This window comes from Kitasatospora sp. NPDC088351 (genome assembly GCF_040685575.1).
Lineage (GTDB): Bacteria > Actinomycetota > Actinomycetes > Streptomycetales > Streptomycetaceae > Kitasatospora.
In genome coordinates this window covers 45,638-68,643 of the sequence record NZ_JBFBIL010000035.1, presented here as the reverse complement: position 1 = coordinate 68,643, position 23,006 = coordinate 45,638, and the positions used below count along the sequence as shown (strand labels likewise).

The window sequence follows — 23,006 nt, the reverse complement described above, 5'->3', positions numbered from 1 at the left end:
GCGTGTCCGCGCCACGGCCGCGCGTGCCCCGTCCCGGCCCTGCCCCCGGCCGGTCTCACTCCCGGCCGTACACGGCCCGGACGTTGTCCCGGGCGGGGCGGGCGGATCCGGCCGGGCCCGCCGCGAAGGCGCGCAGCACGTTCTCGGTGACCTTGCGGACCAGGTCGCCGGCCCGGGCGTCGATGCCGTGGTCGGCGCTGCTGCCGCCCGGCCCCCGGGCGTCCAGGGCCTCCACCCAGCGCATCGTCCCGGTGGCGAACACCCCGGCGCCGCCCGGCAGGGTGGAGTAGGCGGTGTCGGCGAACGAGCGCCTGCCCTCGCAGACCACCGGGGAGTGCGCGAGGATCTCGATCGGACGCGGCGTCGGGAAGGCCGTGTTCACCCGGTCGTACTCGACGCCGACCAGGTGCGGGAAGGACGTCCCGGCGGCGGCGCCCGTCCCCTCGAAGACCCAGTGCCCGGGGGAGCCGACCACGTACGGGGCGTCCACCGGGTAGCCGTCGTAGATCACGCCGAGCATCGAGCTCTCCGGGTCGGCGCCCGGCCCCGCCCGGAAGTCCGTGGTCGCCGGCGCGCCCGCCCGGTAGCCCGGATCCTCCTGCCAGGCGTCCTTGTAGCAGACCACCACCCGGTCCGGGCCCAGCTCCGACGGCTCGAAACGGACCCGGCGGTAGCAGCAGTTGGCGCCCAGGACGGCCAGGTTGGTCCCGGCGTCCCGGGCCGCGGTCACCTGTGCGCGCTGTTCGGGGGACCAGTACTCGTCGTGGCCGAGCGAGAGCACGGCGGTGGCGCCGCGCAGCAGCCCGGGCTCCCGGGCGACGTCGATCCCGGTGGTGTACGCCAGCGGGATCCCGAGCCGTTCGGCGAGCGCGATCAGCGGCGCCTCGTAGACCAGGAAGAGCCCGGCCCCGTGGTCGTAGTCGTACGGCCGGTCGAAGGTGACGCGCAGCGAGCGGGTGGCCAGCCCGCCGGTCGGCCCGTTGTAGAGGCTGTGGCCGCCCCACTCGTTGTACGCCTGCCAGGTGGCGGGCGCGCTCATCACCACCGTCCGCCCGGCCGTGGCCGCCGAGCGGACGGTGAGCGGGACGTACCGCTGCCCCGATCCGTCCTCGGCGTCCAGCCGGAGCAGATAGGCGCCCTCGGGCCAGCCGGCGGTGTCCACCGCGAGGGTGCGCCGCCAGCCGGTCAGCACCGTCCTGGTCGGGCCGTCGACCCGGGGCGCGGCCTGCCGGGCGCCGGGCACGTGCGCACGGCGCCAGACCAGCCGGGCCCGCGCACCGCCGTACCAGCCCATCCGGTACGCCGACACCGTGAACGCGGCGGCCGCGGTGGAGACATGCAGCCCGAAACCCTCGCCCGGCAGCACGCTCACCCGGTCCGCGAACCCCTCGATCGCGTGGGCCGGGCCCGGGTTGGTGACCTCCCAGTCGGCCGAGCCGGGAGCCGAGTTCTCCGACGGGAGGCCGGTCCGCGCGGGCTCGGGACCGCTGCTCGGTGAGCCGGCCGAGGGCTGCGGGTCCGGGTCCGGCCGGCGGGTGCCGCATGAGCAGACACCGGCCGCGGCGGCCAGTCCCAGCCCCAGAAAGTGCCGCCTGCTCCCGGGCGTTCGCCGCTCCGCCACTACCGTCTCCCTCATGTTCGCGCTCACCCGGCCGGGCCGCCCCCGCCGACCCGCGCGGTCATCCTTGCCGGTCGCGGCTCCGGCCGGAGCCCGCCGCGCTCCGGCGCGCCGAAGGTTCAGCACACCGTGTCACCGCACCGTTCCCGGCCCCGCCGTGACGGCCGTTCAGGGCACCGCGGGCGCGACGCGCGCGGCCGCCCTCCGCCGGACCGGTCGCCCCGTCACATAGCCTGACCGGGCCGTCCGTACGGCGGCCAGGTGGTCCGGAGCCGTGGGCGGCCGGAGTCGTGGACAGGGGTGTACGTGGGCTCGTCAGCTTCGGCCGATCCGGGGGGCACTCCGTCGGGACGGCAGCGTCTGCGGGCGTGGCTGCTGGAGGGCCTGGTCGACCTGGCCAAGCAGCACCCGGGCCCGCACGCCGAGGCCCCCGCCGCGCACCGGGGCCAGCGCTGGTGGCGGGTGATGTGCCTGACCGGTCTGGACTACTTCTCCACACTCGGCTACCAGCCCGGCATCGCCGCCCTCGCGGCCGGTCTGCTCTCCCCGGTGGCGACGATCGTGCTGGTGGCGGTCACCCTGCTGGGAGCGCTGCCGGTGTACCGGCGGGTGGCCCAGGAGAGCCCGCACGGCCAGGGCTCGATCGCCATGCTGGAACGACTGCTGTCGTTCTGGAAGGGCAAGCTCTTCGTCCTGACGCTGCTCGGGTTCGCCGCCACCGACTTCATGATCACCATCACCCTGTCGGCGGCCGACGCCACCGCCCACCTGGTGGAGAACCCCCATCTCAGCGGCGTCCTCGGCGGCAGACAGGTGCTCATCACCCTGGTGCTGATCGCACTGCTCGGCGGGGTCTTCCTCAAGGGCTTCAGCGAGGCGATCGGCCTGGCGGTGTTCCTGGTCGCGGTCTACCTGACGCTGAACGTCGTGGTGGTGGTGACCGGTCTCTGGCAGGTGCTGCACGCCCCGCACGTGGTCACCGACTGGAAGAACGGGCTCACCGCCGAGCACGGCAACGCGATCGCGATGATCGGCGTCGCGCTGGTGGTCTTCCCCAAACTGGCACTCGGCCTCTCCGGCTTCGAGACCGGGGTCGCCGTGATGCCGCACATCGAGGGCGACCCGGACGACACCGAGGAGCGCCCCACCGGCCGGATCCGGGGCGCCCGCAAGCTGCTCACCACCGCGGCCCTGATCATGAGCGTCTTCCTGATCACCACCAGCTTCATCACCACCTTGCTGATCCCCGCCGACGCCTTCAAGGCCGGCGGCCCGGCCAACGGCCGGGCCCTCGCCTACCTGGCCCACGAGTACCTCGGCAGCGCCTTCGGCAGCGTCTACGACCTCTCCACCATCGCCATCCTCTGGTTCGCGGGGGCCTCGGCGATGGCCGGGCTGCTCAACCTGATGCCCCGCTACCTGCCGCGCTACGGCATGGCGCCGCAGTGGGCCCGGGCGGTGCGCCCGACCGTGCTCGTCCTCACCGCCATCGCCTTCCTGGTCACCTGGCTCTTCGACGCCAGCGTGGACGCCCAGGGCGGCGCGTACGCCACCGGCGTGCTGGTGCTGATCAGCTCGGCCGCCATCGCCGTGACCATCGCCGCCCGCAAGGCCCAGCAGCACCGCTGGACCGCGGCGTTCGCCGTGATCGCCACGGTCTTCGTCTACACCACGGCGGTGAACGTGGCCGAGCGGCCCGACGGGGTCAAGATCGGAGCCTGCTTCATCGCCGGGATCATGCTGCTCTCGCTGCTCTCCCGGCTCAAGCGGGCCTTCGAGCTGCGCGTCACCGACGTGGTGCTGGACGAGGTCGCCGAGCGCTTCGTCCGCGACTACACCCACCGCCCGCTGCGGCTGATCGCCAACGAGCCCAACAGCCGGGACCTCGCCGAGTACCGTGACAAGAGCCGCCAGATCCGCGCCGACAACGACATCCCCGCCGACGACGACCTGGTCTTCGTCGAGGTCACGGTGCTCGACCCGTCCGACTTCGAGGCCGAGCTGACGGTCCGCGGCGAGGTGCTGCACGACCGCTACCGGGTGCTCGCGCTGCAGAGCTCCAGCGTCCCGAACGCGCTGGCCGCGCTGCTGCTCCGGGTGCGGGACCTCACCGGCCAGCGGCCGCACATCTACTTCGAATGGACCGAGGGCAACCCGCTCGCCCAGTTCCTGCGGTTCTTCCTGTTCGGCCACGGCGAGGTCGCGCCCGTCACCCGCGAGGTGCTGCGCGAGGCCGAACCGGACCGGGACCGCCGCCCCCGCGTCCACGTCGCCTGAGCCCGGCGGAGGCGGCCGGGGCGCGCTACCGGCGGGGGTGTGACTTGCTCCAGGCGGGGGCGACGAATGCCACCAGGGCGACGGCGAAACCGATCTGGAGGAGGTGGCGGATCCAGTCGATGCCCGAGGTGTGGCGGACGCCGATCCAGCCGGACACCGCGTTGCCGAGCCAGGCCCCGGCGGCGCCGAGCAGCATGGTCAGCCACCAGGGGATCGACTGCGGTCCGCGGAGGATCAGTTTGGCGAGCACACCGAGCACGAAACCGATGAGCAGGATCCACAGGAGCTGGAACATCGCATTCCACCCTTTCCGGGCTTTCCGGGACGGAGCACCGACCGCGCGAGGGCGCGCGGTTTCCCCATGATCGCCCGGATCGGCCGTTCGGGCATGTCGGCGGCTCCGCCCGCCGGCGTACTCAGCCCTCCGGAAGGGTCAGGTTGGCGCCGCTGTCCGGGTCGAAGACGTGCAGCCGGTCGGTGTCGATCCACAGCTCCAGCGGGCCGCCCTCGACGGCCCGGGTCGCGGTGCCGATCCGGGCGACCACCTCGCGCCCGCGCGCCCCGGCCCCGGTGTCCTTCCGTTCGGCCGCGAACTCCTCCAGGGCGCCCGGGGTGAGGGCCTCGCCCTCCGCCGTGAAGTGGACGTAGACGTCCGAGCCGACCGACTCCAGCACCTCGACGTCCACCGTCGCCGTCCGGCCGCCGTGCGGACGCTCCAGCAGGGCCGCGTCCTCGAAGTGCTCGGGCCGGATGCCGACGATCACCCGGCGCGGCGCGCCGGCCCGGGCGAGCCGGCGCCGGACCGGGTCGGCCATCGCCAGGTCGCCCAGCGCCGTCCGCAGGGTGTCCTGCTCCACGGTGGCGTTCAGGAGGTTCATGCCCGGGGAGCCGATGAACCCGGCGACGAAGAGGTTGACCGGACGGTCGTACAACTCCTGTGGTGCGCCGATCTGTTGGACCAGGCCGCCGCGCATCACCACCACCCGGTCGCCGAGCGTCATCGCCTCGACCTGGTCGTGGGTGACGTAGACGGTGGTGGTGCCGAGCCGGCGCTGCAGCCGGGAGATCTGGGTGCGCATCTGCACCCGGAGCTTGGCGTCCAGGTTGGACAGCGGCTCGTCCATCAGGAAGGCCTTGGGGGCGCGGACGATCGCCCGGCCCATGGCGACCCGCTGGCGCTGGCCGCCGGAGAGGTTGGCGGGCTTGCGGTCCAGGTGCTCGGTGAGGTCGAGGATGCGCGCGGCCTCCTCGACCTTGCGGGCGATGACGGCCTTGTCCGTCCTGGCCAGCCGGAGCGCGAAGCCCATGTTCTGGCGGACGCTCATGTGCGGGTAGAGCGCGTAGCTCTGGAACACCATGGCGATGTCCCGGTCCTTGGGCGCGCGGTCGTTGACCACCTGGCCGCCGATCCGCAGGGTGCCCGCGGTGATGTCCTCCAGGCCCGCGATCATGTTGAGGGTGGTGGACTTCCCGCAGCCCGAGGGGCCGACCAGGATCACGAACTCGCCGTCCGCGACGGTCAGGTTGAAGTCGTGGACGGCGACGGAGCCGTCCGGGTAGCGTTTGGTGATCCCGTCGAGGACGATCTCGGCCACGCTCTGCCTTCCCGGTCCGCCGGCCGGCGGACCCATCCCTGGACGCGCCCGCCGACCGGGCTCATCCCTTGACTGCGCCGGCGGTGAGGCCGGCCACGATGCGGCGCTGGAACAGCAGCACGAACACCACGATCGGCACCGTGATCACCACGGCGGCCGCGGCGATCGAACCGGTGGGCTGCTCGAACTGCGAACTGCCGGTGAAGAAGGCGATCGCCGCCGGGACGGTCCGCGCCGCGGTGGTGGAGGTGAGCGAGATCGCGAACAGGAAGTCGTTCCAGCAGAAGACGAAGACCAGGATCCCGGTGGTGAACACACCGGGCGCCGCCAGCGGCGCGATCACCAGCCGGAACGCCTGCGCGGGCGTCGCACCGTCCACCTTCGCCGCCTTCTCCAGGTCCCACGGGATCTCCCGGAAGAACGCCGACAGGGTGTAGATCGCCAGCGGCAGCGAGAAGGTCGTGTACGGGATGATCAGGCCGGGCCAGGTGTCGAAGAGGCCCAGCAGCCGCTCGATGTCGAACAGCGGCGAGACCAGCGAGATCGGCGGGAACATCGCGATCAGCAGCGACAGCCCGATCAGCAGGCGCTTGCCGGGGAAGCGCAGCCGGGCCACCGCGTAGGCGGCCATGGTGCCCAGCACCACGGCGATGGTGGTCGCGATCACCGCGATGCCGATCGAGTTGACCAGCGCCCGGGTGAACTCCGAGGTCCGGAAGATGCCGCGGTAGTTCGCGAGCGTCCACTGACGCGGGACGAAGGCCCCGTCGCCGAGCGTGCCCGGGTCCTTGAAGGAGAGCGCGGCGATCCACCAGACCGGGAGCAGCGCGTACAGCACCACCAGCAGGTTGACGGCCCCCCAGCCGGTGAGCGTCCTGGTGCGGCGGGATGTCATCGGCGCTCCGTTCCGCCACCGGGCGCCGCGGCGCCGAACACCTTGATGAAGACCAGCGCGATCACGGCCACGCAGAGGAAGATCAGCACCGAGATCGCCGAGCCGATGCCGAGGTTGAGCGCGGTGAACAGGTTGTCGTAGCCGAGGATCGACACCGAGCCGGTGTCGTTGGAGCCCCCGGTCAGGATGTAGATGTTGTCGAAGACCCGGAACGCGTCCAGGGTCCGGAACAGCAGGGCGACCAGGATGGCCGGCTTCATCAGCGGCAGGATCACCAGCCGCAGCCGTTGCCGGAAGGTCGCGCCGTCCACCATCGCGGCCCGGACCGTCTCACCGGGGACCAGCGCCAGCCCGGCCAGCAGCAGGAGCGCCATGAACGGCGTGGTCTTCCAGATCTCGGCCAGGATGATCAGGCCGATCGCCTGCCAGTGGTCGGTGAGCGGCGCGCTGCCCGCCGGGAGCAGGGCCGCCAGATAGCCGGTGCCGGGCGTCCAGGCGTACTGCCAGGAGTAGGCGGCGACGACGGTGACGATGCCGTACGGCACCAGGACGGCGGTGCGTACGGCGCCCCGGCCGAACGCCGCCCGGTGCATCACCAGGGCCAGGGCGAGACCGAGGACCAGCTCGATCGTCACCGAGACCGCGCTGATCAGCACCGTCACCCGGAGCGCCTGCCACCAGAAGGAGGAGGTCAGCACGGCGGCGTAGTTGTCGAACCAGATGAACTCCGCCTGCTGCGGGAACCGCAGGTCGTAGCGGTGGAGGGAGAGGTAGACGGCGTAGCCGACCGGATAGGCCGTCACCGCGGTCATCACGGCCACCGCCGGGGCGCAGAGCAGCCAGGCGAGCCGGCGCTCCTGGCGGGAGCCCGCGGAGAGCCGCCGCTCCGTCGCGGTGGGAGTGGTGGGCACGGTGGGTGCCTTGGGTGTTTCGGGCGTGGTGGGTGCGGTGGGCGGCCTGGTCACGGGATCAGCCCCTTCGAGGCGAGCGCGTCCTCGATCTGGCCGGACAGCGAGGAGACGGTGCTCTCGGGGTCGATCGCCGAGGGCGGCGAGAGCGCGTGCGAGATGGCGATCGAGACGTTCTGGTAGGCGGGTGTCCGCGGCCGGACCGAGGCGGAGTCCAGGGCCGTCAGCACCTCGGCGGCGAACGGGTAGCTCGCCGTCAGCTCGGCGGCGGTGTAGAGGCTGCGCAGCGACGGCGGCAGGCCGCCCTTGAGCGCGTTGACCAGCTGGTTGTCGCGGTTGCGCAGGCAGAGGGTGGCCTCGTGGGCCAGTTCGGGGTGGCGGCCGTAGGCACCGACGGCGAGGTCGATGCCGCCGATCGTGACGCTCGCCGGGCGGTCCGCGGTCACCGCCGGGTAGGGCGCCCAGCGCAGGTGCGGGAACAGCGCGGGCCGGTTGGCCTTCATCGACGGGTAGACGAAGGGGTAGTTGAGCTCGAAGGCGGCCGTCCCGGACTCCATCGCCAGCCGGTTCTGGTCCTCCATCTGGTTGGCGAGCGAGGGGTCGGCGGCGGGGGAGTGCGCGAGGTCCCGGATGATGCCCGCGGCGGTGACGGCGGGCGCCCCGAGCGAGGGGGCGGAGGCGTCCGGGGTGAGGATGGTGCCGCCGGCGCTGGTCACCAGGGTGTTGAACCAGACCGTCAGCCCCTCGTACTGGGCGCCCTGCACCTCGACATGGTGCGGTTTTCCGGCCCTGGCCAGGGCTTCGGCCTGGCCGAGCATCTCGCCCCAGGTGCGGGGCGGGCCGGCCACCAGGTCATCGCGGTACCAGAGCAGTTGGGTGTTGGAGTTGTACGGGACGGCGTAGAGCCGGTCCTTCCAGGTGGCCGTCGTGAGCGCGGCCGCCAGGGTGTCGGCGCGGGCCTGCTCCTTCAGCGCCCCGGTCCACTCGCGGATCCAGCCGGCCTCGGCGAACTCCGGTGCCCAGGTGACGTCCAGGCCCATGATGTCGACGCCCGCGTCGTGCGCCGCGAGCCGGCGGACCAGTTGCTGGCGCTGGCCGTCGGCGGTGCGCGGCAGTTTGTTGTAGCGGATCTCGTAGCGGCCGCCGGAGGCCTGGCCGCAGGTGTCGGCGGCCTGTTGGAGGGCGCCGGAGTCGTCGGGGAAGTTGTACCACTCCAGGACGGTCGGGCCGGTTCCGCCGCCACCGCCGCCACAGGCGGCGAGCGCCAGCACCAGTGCGAGCGCGGCCGGCCGGGCGGCCCGGCGCGGGCTTCTGCGGCTCCTCGGCATCTCACTCCCGAACTCGGCGTCCTGCGGGAGGACACGCTAGGGGGTGGCGCGTACGCGGAGTGTGACCTCGGGGGTGACACGCCGGGCCGGGGTCCGGTGGCGGAGGGGGGACGGCTGCCGTCCGGGGCCGGTCAGGGGCGGTGCGGAGGCCTGTCCGGTCGTCAAGTTGTCTGGACAGCTTGGAGTCCACGGGCCGTCACCGAAGCGCCATCCAACACGCCGGTCCCGTCCATCTGGGGCGCATAGACATAACGGGTCTGGGCCGAACGGTGGCCCAGCGCCCGCGAACAAGGAGTCACCCCCCGATGAGTCCGATGCCCGAACTGTCGCGCCGCACCCTGCTCGGCGGCGCGGCGGCGGCCGCGATGCTGTCCGCCCTCCCGCTGAGCGTGCGCGAGGCGCTCGCCGCGCCGGCCCGGCCCGGCCGGCTGGCGGACATCCAGCACGTCGTGGTGTTCATGCAGGAGAACCGCGCGTTCGACCACTACTTCGGCACACTGCCCGGCGTGCGCGGCTTCGGCGACCGGACGGCGGTGCGCGGGGTCAACGGGCGCTCGGTGTTCCACCAGCCCGACCCGGGCCGCAAGGAGGGGCACCTGCTGCCGTTCCCGATGAACGCCGCACACACCAACGCGTACCAGCAGGGCGCCCCCGCCTTCGGCTTCGTCGACTCGATGAAGGCCTGGAACGACGGCCTCGCCGACGGCTCGGTCACCCGCCGCGCCAGCGGCTGGCTCGGCCAGGGCTACTACGAGAGCGCCGACATGCCGTTCTACAACGCGCTCGCCTCGGTGTTCACCACCTGTGACGCCTACTACGCGTCGGTGCAGTGCAACACCAACACCAACCGCGAGCACCTGATGACCGGCACCAGCGGCGGCACCGTGCGCGACACCCCGGTGACCGACAACACCGAGATCCCCGGCGGCTACGAGTGGACCACCTACGCCGAGCGGCTGGAGCGGGCCGGCGTCAGCTGGAAGACGTACCAGGCGCTGGACAACTTCGACGACAACGCGCTGGCCTGGTTCGCACCCTTCGTCAAGGCCAAGCCGGGCGAGCCGCTGTACGAGCGCGGCATGCGCGCCGTCGGCGACCCGGCGAAGAAGAACGACCCGTTCGCGATGGGCGACGCCCTGGTCGAGGCGTTCACCGCCGACGTCCAGGCGGACCGGCTGCCGCAGGTCTCCTGGCTGATCGCGCCCGCCGCGCTCTCCGAACACGCCAACTACGCGCCGCCGAACGGTGAACACCTGACGGCCCGGCTGCTCGCGGCGCTGGCGGCCAAGCCCGAGGTGTGGGAGAAGACCGTCTTCATCCTCAACTACGACGAGCACGGCGGCTTCTTCGACCACCAGCTGCCGCCCGTCCCGCCGCTGGCGGCCGGGCGCGGCAAGTCGACCGTCTCCGTCGACGGCGAGGTGGTGGTCCGGGTGAGCAAGGGCGGCTCGACCTACCACCGGGTGGTCGGCCAGGACGGCAGGTACCGGGTGAAGGCCGCCGACGGCTCGCTCACCTGGTCGGACACCCTGCCCGCCGGGGAGACCGTGGTCTCCGGCCCGTATCCGATGGGCCTCGGCGTCCGGGTGCCGATGGTCGTCGTCTCGCCGTGGACGCGCGGTGGCGTGGTCGACTCCACCGTCTACGACCACACCTCGGTGCTGCGCTTCCTGGAGCAGCGCTTCGGCGTCCAGGAGCCCAACATCAGCCCCTGGCGGCGCGCCGTCTGCGGCGACCTCACCAACGTCTTCGACTTCTCCGGCCGCAACCCGGTCTGGCCGGAGCTGCCCGACACCAGCGGCAACCGGCAGAAGGTCGTGGACACCGGCAAGCTGCCCGCCCCCACCGTGCCCAGCCCGCAGGTCCTCCCGCAGCAGCAGCGCGGCACCCGCACCGCCCGGCCCGCGCCGTACAACCTGCTGGTCAAGCCGAAGCTCAAGGGCAACGAGCTGACCGTCGACTTCATCAACCAGGGCCGCCAGGGCGCCGTCTTCGCCGTCTACCCCGAGCCCGGCAGCGCGCCCCGCCACTACACGGTGGGCGCCAAGAACCGGCTCTCGGACGTCTGGACGGTCGGGCCCGACGGCTACGACCTGCGCGTCCACGGCCCCAACGGCGCGCTCTGGCACCTGCGCGGCGGCGCCGCCGCCGCGTACGAGGTCTCGCTCTCCGAGGAGCGCAACGGCAAGGTGCTGGAGGTGGACGTGATCAACCGCTCGCGCACCGCCCAGACCTTCCTGGTCGGCGACCTCGCCTACGGGGACGGGCTGCGCGAGGTCAGGGTCGCGGCGGGCGACGACAAGACCGTCAACCTGACCGTCGGCCCGGAGGGCTGGTACGACGTCGCGGTGGCCGTCCGCGGCGACCTCGCCTTCCGCCGCCGGATCGCCGGCCGCTTCCCGTGGGACGAGCGGACCGTCACCGACCCGGCGCTGGGCCTGTCCGACCCGCTCGCCCTGGAGGTCGCCCTCAGGGCCGCCTCCACCACCATCGACGAGGCCGTCCTGCTGCCCGGGCGGCCCGCCCGGATCAGCGCCCGGTTCACCGCCGCCGCCGCGCTGAGCGCGATCGAGGCACAGCCGGTCGTCCCGGCCGGCTGGACGGTCACCGCCGTCACCGCGCCGCCCGCCACGCTCGCGGCGGGCGCCACCGGCACCGCCGAATGGGACGTCACCCCGCCCGCCCAGCTGCCCGACGGTGCCACCCACCGCGTCCTGGTCACCGCCCGGGCACTGGCCGGGAACCGCTTCGCCGTCGCCGACGGCGAGATCGCCGCGCGTACCGCCCCCACGATGGCCGGCCACCTGCTCGGCGAGGACTTCGAGTCGCTGGCCGGGGCCCTCCAGCCGCTGGACGGCGTGCTCGGCTGGACCCCGCAGGCCCCGCAGGGCTGGTCGGTGGTCAACGCGCCGGGCATGCCGCAGGGCACCGTCCGGCTCCAGGGCTGGACCTTCCACACCAAGCGGGCCTGGTCCACCCCGGCCGGCCAGGACCGGGGCAACTTCACCCGCGGTCTGGGCGTCCTCGCGGTCGCCGACCCCGACGACTGGGACGACACCGGCGCGCCGTCCCGCAAGGGCGTCTTCGACTCCACCCTGGTCTCGCCCGCTGTCCAACTCCCGTCCGGCGCGAGCACGCTGTACCTCGCCTTCGACTCGCACTACCGTCAGGAGGCTCCGCAGAAGGCCGCCGTGACGGCCGTCTTCGACAACGGCACCGAGATCCGCCTGCTCAGCTACAGCAGCGACGCCACCGGCAACGACAACGCCGGCAAGGACGTCCAGAACGCCTTCGTCACCAAGCAGTTCGCCGTTCCGGCGGGCGCCCGTACGGTGACCCTGAAGTTCCGGATGTACGACGCCGGCAACAACTGGTACTGGGCCGTCGACCACATCCGCCTCGACACCGGGCCCATCGCCGGCTGACCCCCACCGCCGTGCCGGTCCGGCCCGCGCACCCCGGTGGGTGCGCGGGCCGGACCGGGCGGGGCGACGGCCCCGGGCCGGAGCCCGGGGCCGTCGGTGCCGCGAGGGCTCAGAGGAAGTAGATCGCGTCCACCTGCCCGTCCGGGCGGTAGGAGAACCCGAACTCCCCGGCGCCCTGGGCGGGCGCGAGGTTGACGAAGGTCACGGCGTCCTGGACGGTCGCGAACGTGAGGGAGTGCCACGTCTTGACCTGGTCGACGGTCACGGCGAGGGCGGACTTGAGGGTCTTGGCGTCGGCGATGGGGAGGGCCATGGGAACAACTCCTATGGTGAGGGTGTGAGTTGAGGCTGATGGGTCAGCCATGGACTAGTGTTTCCGGGCCGATTTGTTTCTATGCGCACCAACCGCCACTCGATCGGGTGAATCTGCGTGTCCGGATCCCGGAGGCCCTCGGCGGGTGCGCGCTCCCGGTGACCGCTCCGCCGACGGGGCGGGAGGCCTCTCGACGGTGAAGTATCTCGATCATCGAGAGATATGATCCCGCTGTCCGTGACCCGCCCCCGCGCGAAGGGCGTTCCCGCCATGCTCACCGCCCCCCCTGCCGTCCGGCGCCGCACCAGGCTGCTGATCCCGCTGGCCCTGCTCGTCGTCTGGCTCGGGCTGGGCGGAGCCTTCGGCTCCTACGCCGGAAAGCTCTCCCAGGTCGCCACCAACGACCGGGCCGCCTTTCTGCCGCGCAGCGCCGAGTCGACCGAAGTGGCGAGGCTCGGACGGGAGTTCCAGACCGGGGCCGCGATGCCGCTGATCGTGGTCTGGGAGAGCCGCACCGGAGCCGTGGACGACGCCCAGCGGGCCGCCGCCGAGCGGGCGCTGCGCGCGGCCGCCGGCGTCACCGGTGCCACCGGGCGGGTCTCGCCGGCCGTGCCCGCCGAGGACGGCCGGGCCCTGCAGGGCGTCGTCCAGTTCCGCTCCGACCTCGGGAGACAGACCGGCGACAGCGTCCGGGCCGTCCGCGAACTCGCCGGGCAGGTCCCGGACTCCACGGTCGGCCTGACCGGGCCGGCCGCGATCCTGGCCGACCTCGGCGGTGCCTTCGCCGGGATCGACGGGCTGCTGCTCGGTGTCGCCCTCGGGGTGGTGCTGCTGATCCTGCTCGCCGTCTACCGCAGTGTGCTGCTGCCGCTGCTGGTGATCCTCGGCGCGGTGTTCGCCCTCGGCATCGCCTGCGCGCTGGTCTACCTGCTCGCCGACCACGGCGTGGTCCGGGTGGACGGCCAGGTGCAGGGGCTGCTGTCGATCCTGGTGATCGGCGCGGCCACCGACTACGGGCTGCTGCTGTCGGCCCGCTTCCGCGAGGAACTGCACCTGCACGGCGACCGGTTCGCCGCGATGCGCACCGCCTGGCGGCAGTCCGTCGAACCGGTCGCCGCCTCCGGGGCGACCGTCGCCCTCGGCCTGCTGGTGCTGCTGATCTCCGACCTGACCAACAACCGGGCGCTCGGGCCGGTCGGCGCGATCGGGATCGGCTGCGCGGTGCTCTCCGCGCTCACCTTCCTCCCGGCCGCGCTGGTGCTGCTCGGCCGCGCCGCGTACTGGCCGGCCCGCCCGGCCGCGGACGGGCGGGCACCGGTGCACGCCGTCTGGGCCGGGGTGGCCGGGCTGGTCGGCCGGCGGCCGCGCGCGACCTGGGCGGTGAGCCTGGCCGTCCTCGCCGGGCTGGCGGCCTTCGCGCCCACCCTGGACGCGGGCGGGGTGCCGCAGACCGAACTGTTCATCAAGGCCCAGCCCTCGGTGGCCGGCCAGCGGCTGCTCTCCGCGCACTTCGCGGGGGGCTCCGGCAACCCGGCCGTGGTGATCGCCGCCGCCGGGCGGGCCGAGGCCGTCACCGCGGCGGCCGGTGCCGTCCCCGGGGTGGCGGCCGTCCGCCCGTACACCGGCGGGGCGCCGGGCGGGCCGGCCAAGGAGGTGGACGGGAAGGTCCGGCTGGACGTCACGCTCGCCGACCCGGCCGACAGCGACGCCGCGATCGCCACCGTGCGGAGCCTGCGGCAGGCCGTGCACGCGGTGCCGGACGCGGACGCGCTGGTCGGCGGGTACACCGCGCAGCAGTACGACACCCGCGTCACGGCCGAGCGCGACCGGACACTGATCATGCCGGTCGTGCTGGTCTGCGTCCTCGCCGTGCTCGTGCTGCTGCTGCGCTCGCTGCTCGCCCCGGTGCTGCTCGCGGCCACCGTGGCGCTCTCCTACCTGGCGACGCTCGGGGTCAGCGCGCTGGTCTTCCCGCACGTGTTCGGCTTCTCGGCCACCGACCCCTCGGTGCCGCTGTACGGATACGTGTTCCTGGTGGCGCTCGGGGTGGACTACAACATCTTCCTGATGACCCGGGTGCGCGAGGAGGCGCTGCGGGCCGGCACCCGGGAGGGGGTGCTGCGCGGCCTGACGGCGACCGGCGGGGTGATCACCTCGGCCGGGGTGGTGCTCGCCGCGACCTTCGCCGCGCTGGGCGTGATCCCGCTGGCCTTCCTCGCCCAGATCGCCTTCATCGTGGCGTTCGGCGTGCTGCTGGACACCCTGCTGGTGCGCTCGCTGCTGGTGCCCGCGCTGGTCCGGGACCTCGGCGACCGGGTCTGGTGGCCGGCCCGGCCGCGTCCGGTGACGGTCCGCCAGGCCGTCCGGGAGCCGGTCGCGGACCAGGTGTGAGCGGCCGGCGGCCGCGTCCGGCGCTATCCCGGCCGTTAGGCTGAACGGGTAGGAACGCCGTCCGCGACCGGAGAAGATGACCTTGTCGGAGCAGGAGCCGATCACGACCCCGCCGCCCCCGGGGCCGTCCGACACCCCGGTACTCGGCCGGCTGCTCCAGGACCTCGCCTCCGAGATGAACCTGCTCGGCCACGGCTTCGCCGCCGCGAGCGGGCTGCACGCGACCGACGTCCAGGCGCTGCTCGCCGTCATGCGGGCGGCGCCCGGCCCGGCCGGCGAGCCGGGCGGGATCACCCCCGGCCGGCTGGGCGAGGAGCTGGCGCTCAGCTCGGGGGCGGTCACCGCCGTGCTGGACCGGCTGGAGCGGGCCGGGCACGTCCGGCGGACCAGGGACGCCGCCGACCGCCGGCAGGTCCTGGTGCACTACCTGCCGGGGGCGGGGCGGATGGCGGCCGAGTGGTTCGCCCCGGTGGCGCGCCGGACCGAGGCGGTACGCGGCGAGTTCACCGCGGCGGAGCTGGCCGCGGTGGCGCGCTTCCTCGGCCGGATGACCGGTGAGCTGGAGGAGCTGCGCCGGTCGCGCTGAGCGGTGCCGGACGCCGAACGGGCGGCATGGACGGCACGGTTGCGACCGGCTGCCGCGCGGCCACCTGGCCGCCGCCCGACTATCCCGGCGTGCCCGCCGGCACGGTGTAGACGTACTCCTCGATCCGGTCGATGAGGCCGCCGTCGAACCGGAAGTACACCGCGGCGTGGAGTTCGCTGCGGGACCCGTCGGCCATGGCCAGGTGAAGTACTTGCTGCTGGAGCACCTCGTTCGGATTCTGGAACTGGCGGATCACGTCGTACCGCAGCGAATCGAGGGTGGTGACGAAGGACTTGAACTGTTCCAGTCGCTCGTCGATCGCCTGCTCCGCCTTGCCGTCGTTCTGCCACACGGTGGCCCCGTCGGTGCACATCGCCCGGACGCCGGCGAAGTCGTACTCCTCCAGCCGCCGCAGACACCGGATCGCCGTCTCGCTGATGTTCTGTTCCATGCCGGGTTCTCATTTCGTTCTCGTGACGCCACCGCCAACGGGCGGGACCAAGCCCTAGAGCAGGCCGAGCCGGCGCAGGTCGGTGACGTACTTGCGGATGAGGGCCGCCGACAGGTGGGGGATGTCCTCGCCGGGGCCGATCTTGGCGGCTCGTACGGCGGCGTGGAACCGCTCGGCGGGGACCGCCGGACCCGGGCCGCCTTCCTGGGGTTGCGCGAAGGCGTGCAGCAGGGGCAGCAGCGAGTGCGGACGCTGCCTCTCCGGCAGGGCGCGGACCGCGGCCGTGACGCGGGCGAGCCATTCGTCGTAGTCGTCGATCCGCTGGATCGGGTGGCCGGCCTCGGTGAGCCAGTCGGTGAAGGTGTCCAGCGAGATGCCGTCGTCGTGCGGGTTCAGCACGTTGAAGGTCCGGTAGCCCTCGGTGGCCCGCGCGCCCAGCGAGGCGATGGCCTCGGCGGTGAAGTCGACCGGCAGACCGTCGTAGTGCGCGCGGGCGCCGGTCCGGTAGAACGAGCCCGGCGCGATGCCGGTGGCGACCAGGCTGAGCAGCAGCCGGGTGAACATGTCGGGCACGTTCACCTGCCCCGCGTACCGGCTGTGCGCGAGGATCATGTCCGACCGGAAGACGGCGACCGGCAGGCCGCACAGGTCGTGTGCCTCCCGGAGCAGGACCTCGCCGGCCCACTTGCTGGTCGCGTACCCGTTGGCGTAGCCCTGATCGAGCCGCCGCACCGGGCTGGTGCCGCGGATGTCGGCGTCCTCGTCGAGGGCCGCAGCCGCGGCTCCGGCCTGCACGGCGACGCTGGACACGTAGGTGACGGGCTTGATCCGCGTGGTGAGCGCCAACCGGATCAGTTCGGCCGTGCCGACGACGTTGGGTCCGAACAACTGGGTGTACGGCAGCACGTGGTTGACCAGGGCGGCCGGATGGACGATCAGGTCCACGGTGTCGGCCAGCCGGTTCCAGGCGTCCTCGCCCAGGCCCAGGTACGGCTCGCCGATGTCACCCGCGAGCACTTCCAGGGTCCCGTCGGCCAGCTCCCGGTACCGCCGGAGCAGTTCGGCGTCGCCGCTGTCGAAGGCCTTCTCGAGCCGCTTCGCCGCTGCGACCGCGTCGCTTCCGCGGACGACGCAGATCAGCCTGCCGCCCGAGGGCGCCAGCCGCTCCAGCCATTCCAGGCACAGGAACCGGCCGAGGTAGCCGTTGGCCCCGGTCAGCAGGACGGCCCGCACGGCACCGTCGGGGCGGGGCAGCGCCGGGGCGGCGGCGAGCGTCGGCGCGTCGACGAACTTCTCCAGGGTGAGGTCGCCGGCGCGGACTTCGGAGCCGTTCCCGCCGTGGACGGAGGCGAACGTGGGCCGCTTCGCCCCGGACTCGCGCTCCGCCTCGATGTACCCCGCCAACCGCGCCAGGTCGTTGGTCGGGCTGATGACCACCCCGACCGGAACCTCGATGTGGAAGATCTCCTTCATGAGGCTGGAGAAGGACAGCGCGGACAGGGAGTCCCCGCCCAGGGCGGTGAAGTGCGCGTCGGCGCGCAGCTCGGTGTCCGGGCAGCCCAGCAGTGCCTGGGCGGCCCGGCCGACCGTTTCCAGCACCGGCTGGTCCGGCCCGGCCTGCCGCAGTTCGCGCAGTCGCCTGGCCTGCCCGTCGGCGAGTTCGGCGTAGAGCCGTTCGAGGGCCTCGCCGTAACGCTCCCTGAGCCTGGGGCGCAGCAGTTTGTGGCTGTCGGCGAGCAGGCCGTTCGCGGAGCTGAAGGGTTCGGTCTCGATCACGAAGTCGCGGGGGATCTCGTACGAGTTGAGTTCGGCCTCCCCGGCGATCCGCTGGAGCGACGCGCTGAGCAGCGGCTTGAGCGACTCGACGTCCCCGCCGCTCCTGGCCAGCGCCTCCGGGGTGGGCACCACCACCGCGAGCAGGTAGGCGCGTTCACTGTTGCCGTACACGAAGATCTGCCGGACCAGGGGGCCGGCGACGAAGAGGGCCTCCAGGCGGGAGACGGCCACGAACTCGCCCTGGGACAGCTTCAGGACGTCCTTGGTGCGGTCGACGTAGACCAGCCGGTCGGGCCCGAGCTCGGCCATGATGTCGCCGGTCCGGTAGTAGCCGTCCTCGTCGAAGATCTCGGCGGTGACCTCGGGCCGCTGGTAGTACCCGGGAATGACGCTGGCCGTCTTGAGCAGCAGTTCCCCGCGCGGATGCGGGAGGTCGGTTCGGAAGTAGCCCAGTTCCGGGACGTCGACCAGCTTGTAGTCGATCACCGGCGGGCGCTGCACCACCGTGTCGAGCAGCACCCCGCCGGCCTCGGTGGAGCCGTAACCGGTGTACAGGTGGAGATCCAGGCAGGACTCGACGAAGGCCGCCAGCTCGGCGGAGATCGGGGCGGTCCCGACGAAGGCCTTGGCGACGCGCCCGCCCAGGAAGTTCTCCCGCAGCTCCCTCCTCACCGCCGCCTCGACGTCACCCGGCTCGCCGGCCCGCCGGTCCAGCTCGCTCCGGTACTGCTGGAAGAGCATGTCGCACACGCGCGGAACCATGGTCAGCTCCGTGGGGCGGACCAGCGCGATGTCCTCGAACAGGGTGGAGAGGTCGCTCCTGGCGGTGAAGTGGCCGACACCGCCCCGGGCGAGCGAGCCCATCAGCGAATAGCGGCCGGCGAGGTGGCTCTGCGGCATGTAGTGGACGACGATCGCGGGCACGTCCGCCGAGCCGTAGGTGAACCCGTTCCACGCGGTGCCGACCAGCCGCTGGGTGTACATGGCACCCTTGGGGGTCCCGGTGCTGCCGGACGTGTAGATGAGCAGGGCCAGCGGATCGTCGCCGGCGTCGGCGGTGAACAGGGGAGCGGGCGGCAGGCGGGTTCCGCGTTCGATCACCGCGGCCAGCGATTCGACGACCACCGGGCGGCCGGCTTCGGCCAGGCGCCGCCGGGTGGACTCGAAGGCCTCGCGCTGGTCCGCGACCTCGGGGCGGTAGTCGAACACGATCACGCGCTGGATCGACGTTTCCCCGAGAACGGCTTCGACGGCGGTGTCCAGGCGCTCGGTGCTCGCGGCGAGGACGCGCGGCCCGGTCTCCGCGATGATCGGCCGCAGCTGGGACAGCGGCGCGCTGGACTGCAGCGGCACGGACACGATGCCCGAGTGGATGCAGGCGAGGTCGAGCGTCGCGTAGTCGGTGCTGCTGAAGCCCAGGATGCCGATCCGGTCGCCCGCGCCCAACGGATACTCCGGGTCGTGGTACCAGGTGCCGGCGACCGCACGGACGCGTGTCCACAGTTCGCGGTAGCTGATGGTGCCGAACCTCGGGAGCAGGCGCCCCGTCGAAGGTTCCCTGACACGTTCGCCGAGGGCCGGCCGGTCCCCGTAGCCCTCCATGACGGCCGCCATGACCTCGGCAAGCCCCTTGCCCGGGTCATGCACCGCCGCAGTGATCGCCTCCAGTGGTTCGGCCATGGTCAGCCCTCCCGTAGCGTCCCGGTGATGTCGGCGAGTCGTGCAGGTCGGACTGGGTACTGGTCGAGGGGCAGGGGACGCGGGCGACGACAGCCTCCGGCGGCCCTTCCCGCCGGTGAGAGCCTCACCAGCTGACCGGCAGCGCGGCAGCCCCGCGGATCAGGCGCTCGGTCCGCCAGGACACCTGGTCGGCCGGCACCGCGAGGCGCAGACCGGGCAGGCGGCGGACCAGGGACTCGAGCACCACGCGCAACTCCGTCCTGGCCAGTTGCGCGCCGAGGCAGTAGTGCACGCCGTGCCCGAAGGTGACGTGCGGGACGTTCCCGCGGTGGAAGTCGATCTCCTCGGGGCGGTCGAACACCTCGGGATCCCGGTTGGCCAGGGCCAGTTCGGCGACCACGGCGTCGCCGGCGCGAACGGTTCGCCCGCTCAGTTCCACGTCCTCGGTGGCGATACGGGTGAAGCCGGCCAAGGCGCTGATCGGGATGATCCGGGAGAGCTCCTCGACCGCACCGGGCACCAGGCCGGGATCGGCGACGAGCTCCCGCCAGAGACCGGGCTCGGTCAGCAGCGTGTAGACGAAGTTGCCGAGCTGGTTGGCGGTGGCCTCCTGACCGGCGGACAGCAGGCTGACCCCGAGGCTGACCAACTCCTCCTCGCTGAGCCGGTCCCCCTCGTCCCGCACGGTGACCAGCTCGCCGAGCAGGTCGTCGGTGGGGGCGGTACGGCGGAGGGCGACCAGACCGGCGAGGTAGTCGTTGAGGTCTTCGCGGGCCCGCGCGGACCGGGCCGGATCGGACAGCATCAGCAGGCCGTCCACCCAGACGCTGAACCGGTCGCGGTCGGCGACGGGCACGCCGAGCAGTTCGCAGATCACCGTGAGCGGCAGCGGCCAGGTCAGCGTCCGAGTCAGGTCGGCGGGCGGTCCCGCGGCGATCATGGTGTCGATCAGGCCGTTCACGATCTGCTCGATGCGCGGGCGCATCGCCTCGACACGGCGCAGCGTGAAGGCGTTTGCCACCGGGCGCCGCAGCCGGCTGTGTTCCGGCGGGTCCATGCTCAGCATGGAGGTGCTGGGCAGCCCGGCGGAGACCGTGCGGGGCACGTCCTCGCCGACCGCGGCGGCCCGGCTGAAGCGGGGGTCGGCCAGCACCGTCTTGACGTCCGCGTGCCGCGTGACCAGCCAGCCGTCGCCACCGTAGGGCAGGCTCACGCGCAGCACCGGCTGTTCGCCGCAGATCTCGGCCAGCTTCGGGTCCACGTCGAGCCGGTCGGCCGGACCGAACGGATAGGCCGGCACCCCGTCCTCTGTCGCGGTCATCGTGTCCGTCCTTCCCGTCCTGGCAAGCGGTTGTCTGTGCGTCCGTGGTTACTGGGCATACGTGGTGACTGGTCCGGCCGGAGTCCGTGATCCTCGGAGTTCGCGGGTCTGCGGCCGATGCCGGATCCCGTCGGGTGTCAGCCGCTGGTCACAGGGCCGTGGTCCGCCCGCCGTCGATGACGAGATTGCTGCCGGTGATCCACGAAGCGCGTCGGGAGACCAGAAAGCCGACCGCATCGGCGATGTCCTGGGACTGGCCGATCCGCCCGAGCGGAATTTCGTCGGCCCACTCCTCGGACTCGCTGCCGAGATAGTCGACGATCTTCTCGCGGGCCTCGTCCGCCCCCGGTGTCATCACGTTCCCCGGAGAGACGGCGACGACGCGGATGCCGTGCGGTGCCAACTCGGCCGCGAGCCCCTTGTTGTACGTTTCGAGCGCGGACTTGGCGGCGGCATAGTGCAGGATCATCGGATAGGACGAAATGGTGGCGATGGACGAGAGGTGCACGATGACCCCGCCGCCGTTCGCGCGCATGGACGGCACAAGTGCGGAATTGAGCCGGACGGCGGCCAGAAAGTTGATGTCCACCGTGTACTGCCAGTCGTTTTCAATGTCCAGCGCGCTCTGAAAGGCCCGACAGCCACCCGCGTTGTTGACGACGATGTCCACTCCGCCGAGATCTTCCAGCGCGGCGGCCGCGAACCCGCGCACACCGTCCGGCGTGCTGAGATCGGCCCGCACGAACGTGGCCGCGGACGGGGTGTGCTCGGTCGGGTTGCGGGCGGAGGTCACCACGGTGGCGCCGGCGTCGAGCAGGTTCTGTACGATCGCGGCGCCGATACCGCGGCTACCGCCGGTAACCACGGCCCGCTTGCCTTCCAGCCCGTCGGGCATCCTTGCGGTAAGGCGACTTTGGCTCACCCTGGGTTCTGCCCCCTTTTCCTGCCTCGACAACCCTGTCCGCGACACGGATCAGCAGGGGAAATCAATTCTCCGGTCGCGATTTGCCGTGGGAGTTTCGCTCCGGCTGATCATGGCGGTGCGGAATCACTACGACCACTATCAGCGATCTCGTTGACACGGTCAAGCTGATTATGTCGATGCACTGGATCGCATCAGGCAATCCACCGGCGGCGTCACCGTCACCACCGGCTGGACGTTTGCGGTCGGAAAGGGCGATAATCATGCGCTGCCCGTGCGGCCACAAAACTTTCCGAACAGCCTGGAAGCGCTTTGTCGGGTTGGGGGAAAGGCGCACACGGGGCGTCTGTCCAAGTAGTGCCGACCATTCGGGAGGAACAATGGCAAGCCTTGACGAGCCGTTCACCGTGGGTGATCTCAGGCTCCCCAACCGGATCGTGATGGCCCCGATGACCAGGATGCAGTCCCCCGGCGGGGTGCCGGGCCAGGACGTGGCGGAGTACTACGCCCGCCGGGCGGCCAACCAGGTCGGGCTGATCATCACCGAGGGCACCTACGTCAACCGCGCTGCCGCCGCCGCGTACGAGAACGTGCCCCACTTCTACGGTGAGGAGTCCCTGGCGGGCTGGGCCCACGTGGTCCGGCGGGTGCACCAGGCCGGCGGCAGGATCATTCCGCAGCTGTGGCACACCGGGGTCGCGCGGACCGGGACCGAGCCGCCCGCCGAGGGCCCGTCCGGGCTGGGGCTGGACGGCGCCCCGACGGGGAGGGCCATGACCCAGCAGGACATCGACGACACGGTGGCCGCCTTCACGGAGGCCGCCGTGGCCGCCGAGCGGCTCGGGTTCGACGGCGTCGAACTGCACGGCGCGCACGGCTACCTGATCGACGACTTCCTGTGGAGCGGCACCAACCGGCGTACCGACCGCTACGGCGGCGACCCGGCCTCCCGCGCCCGCTTCGGCGCCGAGATCGTGCAGGCCGTCCGCGCGGTCGTCAGCCCGGGGTTCCCGGTCTTCTTCCGGCTCTCCCAGTGGAAGGTCAACCAGTACGGGGCCCGCATCGCGGAGAGCCCGGACGAGCTGGCGCAGCTGCTGACCCCGCTGGCGGACGCCGGTGTCGACGTGTTCCACGCCTCGACCCGCCGCTACTGGCTGCCCGAATTCGACGGCAGCGAGCTCAACCTGGCCGGCTGGGTGCGCAAGCTCAGCGGCAAGGCCACCGTGACGGTCGGCTCGGTCGGCCTGGACCGGCAGTACGGGGAGGGCGAATTCGCCCAGGGCTTCACCCGGCAGGCCGGCGTGACCGGCATCGACGAGCTGGTGGCCCGTCTGGAGCGCAACGAGTTCGACCTCGTCGCCGTGGGCAGGACGCTGCTGGCCAACCCGGACTGGGCGGCGAAGGTGCTCCGCGGTGAGCTGGCCCAGACCGTCCCCTACGACCCGGCCGTGCTCAGGACCCTGGCCTGACCGTCACGTTCGGGCGAGCGACGGCATCCGGGCCGTGACGACCGTCGCGGC

The 23,006-nt window shown here is 72.4% G+C and carries 16 protein-coding genes; 5 read left to right on the top strand and 11 right to left on the bottom strand.

What is annotated here, in order from left to right:
* Window positions 1–55 precede the first annotated feature (55 nt).
* Window positions 56–1,636: a N,N-dimethylformamidase beta subunit family domain-containing protein gene (locus tag AB0P06_RS23470; RefSeq protein WP_363610351.1), complete on the bottom strand. Its 1,581-nt coding sequence runs from the start codon at window positions 1,634–1,636 to the stop codon at window positions 56–58.
* Window positions 1,637–1,924: 288 nt separating this feature from the next.
* Between AB0P06_RS23470 and AB0P06_RS23465 the strand changes: the two genes are divergently transcribed.
* Window positions 1,925–3,895 (top strand): amino acid transporter, encoded by a 1,971-nt coding sequence (locus AB0P06_RS23465; protein ID WP_363610349.1) that lies wholly within the window; start codon window positions 1,925–1,927, stop codon window positions 3,893–3,895.
* Window positions 3,896–3,920: 25 nt separating this feature from the next.
* Here AB0P06_RS23465 and AB0P06_RS23460 read toward each other — a convergent pair whose 3' ends face one another.
* The 5 genes from AB0P06_RS23460 to AB0P06_RS23440 form a co-directional block, all read right to left on the bottom strand.
* Complete coding sequence (locus AB0P06_RS23460) at window positions 3,921–4,190, bottom strand: GlsB/YeaQ/YmgE family stress response membrane protein (RefSeq protein ID WP_363610347.1); 270 nt, start codon at window positions 4,188–4,190, stop codon at window positions 3,921–3,923.
* 121 nt (window positions 4,191–4,311) lie between these two features.
* Complete coding sequence (gene ugpC, locus AB0P06_RS23455) at window positions 4,312–5,490, bottom strand: sn-glycerol-3-phosphate ABC transporter ATP-binding protein UgpC (RefSeq protein ID WP_363610345.1); 1,179 nt, start codon at window positions 5,488–5,490, stop codon at window positions 4,312–4,314.
* A gap of 61 nt (window positions 5,491–5,551) precedes the next feature.
* The gene (locus AB0P06_RS23450) at window positions 5,552–6,385 is read right to left on the bottom strand and encodes a carbohydrate ABC transporter permease (RefSeq protein WP_363610343.1); all 834 of its coding nucleotides are present in this window, start codon (window positions 6,383–6,385) and stop codon (window positions 5,552–5,554) included.
* A complete protein-coding gene (locus tag AB0P06_RS23445; RefSeq protein ID WP_363610386.1) occupies window positions 6,382–7,296 on the bottom strand; it encodes a sugar ABC transporter permease in 915 nt (304 codons plus the stop codon). The genes AB0P06_RS23450 and AB0P06_RS23445 overlap by 4 nt, the downstream gene beginning before the upstream one ends.
* A gap of 50 nt (window positions 7,297–7,346) precedes the next feature.
* Window positions 7,347–8,621 carry an ABC transporter substrate-binding protein gene (locus AB0P06_RS23440; protein ID WP_363610341.1) on the bottom strand — a complete coding sequence of 425 codons (1,275 nt, stop codon included), beginning with the start codon at window positions 8,619–8,621 and terminating at the stop codon, window positions 7,347–7,349.
* 305 nt (window positions 8,622–8,926) lie between these two features.
* On the opposite strand from AB0P06_RS23440, the gene AB0P06_RS23435 reads away from it, so the two are divergent.
* Window positions 8,927–12,046, top strand: coding sequence for a phosphocholine-specific phospholipase C (locus AB0P06_RS23435; RefSeq protein WP_363610339.1), 3,120 nt, complete (start codon window positions 8,927–8,929; stop codon window positions 12,044–12,046).
* A 109-nt stretch (window positions 12,047–12,155) separates the two neighbouring features.
* Here AB0P06_RS23435 and AB0P06_RS23430 read toward each other — a convergent pair whose 3' ends face one another.
* On the bottom strand, window positions 12,156–12,359 hold the full coding sequence (locus tag AB0P06_RS23430) for a hypothetical protein (protein ID WP_363610337.1): 204 nt from the start codon (window positions 12,357–12,359) through the stop codon (window positions 12,156–12,158).
* A gap of 270 nt (window positions 12,360–12,629) precedes the next feature.
* On the opposite strand from AB0P06_RS23430, the gene AB0P06_RS23425 reads away from it, so the two are divergent.
* Entirely contained in the window at window positions 12,630–14,750 is a 2,121-nt protein-coding gene (locus tag AB0P06_RS23425) for an MMPL family transporter (RefSeq protein WP_363610384.1), read from the top strand.
* A gap of 82 nt (window positions 14,751–14,832) precedes the next feature.
* The gene (locus AB0P06_RS23420) at window positions 14,833–15,336 is read left to right on the top strand and encodes a MarR family winged helix-turn-helix transcriptional regulator (RefSeq protein ID WP_363610335.1); all 504 of its coding nucleotides are present in this window, start codon (window positions 14,833–14,835) and stop codon (window positions 15,334–15,336) included.
* A gap of 79 nt (window positions 15,337–15,415) precedes the next feature.
* Here the strand turns inward: AB0P06_RS23420 and AB0P06_RS23415 are convergent, their stop codons facing one another.
* The 4 genes from AB0P06_RS23415 to AB0P06_RS23400 form a co-directional block, all read right to left on the bottom strand.
* Window positions 15,416–15,787, bottom strand: coding sequence for a nuclear transport factor 2 family protein (locus AB0P06_RS23415; protein ID WP_363610333.1), 372 nt, complete (start codon window positions 15,785–15,787; stop codon window positions 15,416–15,418).
* 54 nt (window positions 15,788–15,841) lie between these two features.
* Window positions 15,842–19,243, bottom strand: a complete 3,402-nt coding sequence (gene car / locus AB0P06_RS23410; protein ID WP_363610331.1) for a carboxylic acid reductase — start codon at window positions 19,241–19,243, stop codon at window positions 15,842–15,844.
* A 124-nt stretch (window positions 19,244–19,367) separates the two neighbouring features.
* Window positions 19,368–20,564: a cytochrome P450 gene (locus AB0P06_RS23405; protein ID WP_363610329.1), complete on the bottom strand. Its 1,197-nt coding sequence runs from the start codon at window positions 20,562–20,564 to the stop codon at window positions 19,368–19,370.
* 148 nt (window positions 20,565–20,712) lie between these two features.
* Window positions 20,713–21,459 (bottom strand): SDR family oxidoreductase, encoded by a 747-nt coding sequence (locus AB0P06_RS23400; RefSeq protein ID WP_363610327.1) that lies wholly within the window; start codon window positions 21,457–21,459, stop codon window positions 20,713–20,715.
* 407 nt (window positions 21,460–21,866) lie between these two features.
* On the opposite strand from AB0P06_RS23400, the gene AB0P06_RS23395 reads away from it, so the two are divergent.
* Window positions 21,867–22,955, top strand: coding sequence for an NADH:flavin oxidoreductase (locus tag AB0P06_RS23395; RefSeq protein ID WP_363610325.1), 1,089 nt, complete (start codon window positions 21,867–21,869; stop codon window positions 22,953–22,955).
* Window positions 22,956–23,006: the final 51 nt, after the last annotated feature.

Bases quoted from the DNA above. Each gene is read 5' to 3' on its own strand.
- AB0P06_RS23470 (WP_363610351.1), bottom strand. From the start codon at position 1,636: ATGAGGGAGACGGTAGTGGCGGAGCGGCGAACGCCCGGGAGCAGGCGG.
- AB0P06_RS23460 (WP_363610347.1), bottom strand. From the start codon at position 4,190: ATGTTCCAGCTCCTGTGGATCCTGCTCATCGGTTTCGTGCTCGGTGTG.
- AB0P06_RS23450 (WP_363610343.1), bottom strand. From the start codon at position 6,385: ATGACATCCCGCCGCACCAGGACGCTCACCGGCTGGGGGGCCGTCAAC.
- AB0P06_RS23440 (WP_363610341.1), bottom strand. From the start codon at position 8,621: ATGCCGAGGAGCCGCAGAAGCCCGCGCCGGGCCGCCCGGCCGGCCGCG.
- AB0P06_RS23435 (WP_363610339.1), top strand. From the start codon at position 8,927: ATGAGTCCGATGCCCGAACTGTCGCGCCGCACCCTGCTCGGCGGCGCG.
- AB0P06_RS23430 (WP_363610337.1), bottom strand. From the start codon at position 12,359: ATGGCCCTCCCCATCGCCGACGCCAAGACCCTCAAGTCCGCCCTCGCC.
- AB0P06_RS23425 (WP_363610384.1), top strand. From the start codon at position 12,630: ATGCTCACCGCCCCCCCTGCCGTCCGGCGCCGCACCAGGCTGCTGATC.
- AB0P06_RS23415 (WP_363610333.1), bottom strand. From the start codon at position 15,787: ATGGAACAGAACATCAGCGAGACGGCGATCCGGTGTCTGCGGCGGCTG.
- car (WP_363610331.1), bottom strand. From the start codon at position 19,243: ATGGCCGAACCACTGGAGGCGATCACTGCGGCGGTGCATGACCCGGGC.
- AB0P06_RS23405 (WP_363610329.1), bottom strand. From the start codon at position 20,564: ATGACCGCGACAGAGGACGGGGTGCCGGCCTATCCGTTCGGTCCGGCC.
- AB0P06_RS23400 (WP_363610327.1), bottom strand. From the start codon at position 21,459: ATGCCCGACGGGCTGGAAGGCAAGCGGGCCGTGGTTACCGGCGGTAGC.
- AB0P06_RS23395 (WP_363610325.1), top strand. From the start codon at position 21,867: ATGGCAAGCCTTGACGAGCCGTTCACCGTGGGTGATCTCAGGCTCCCC.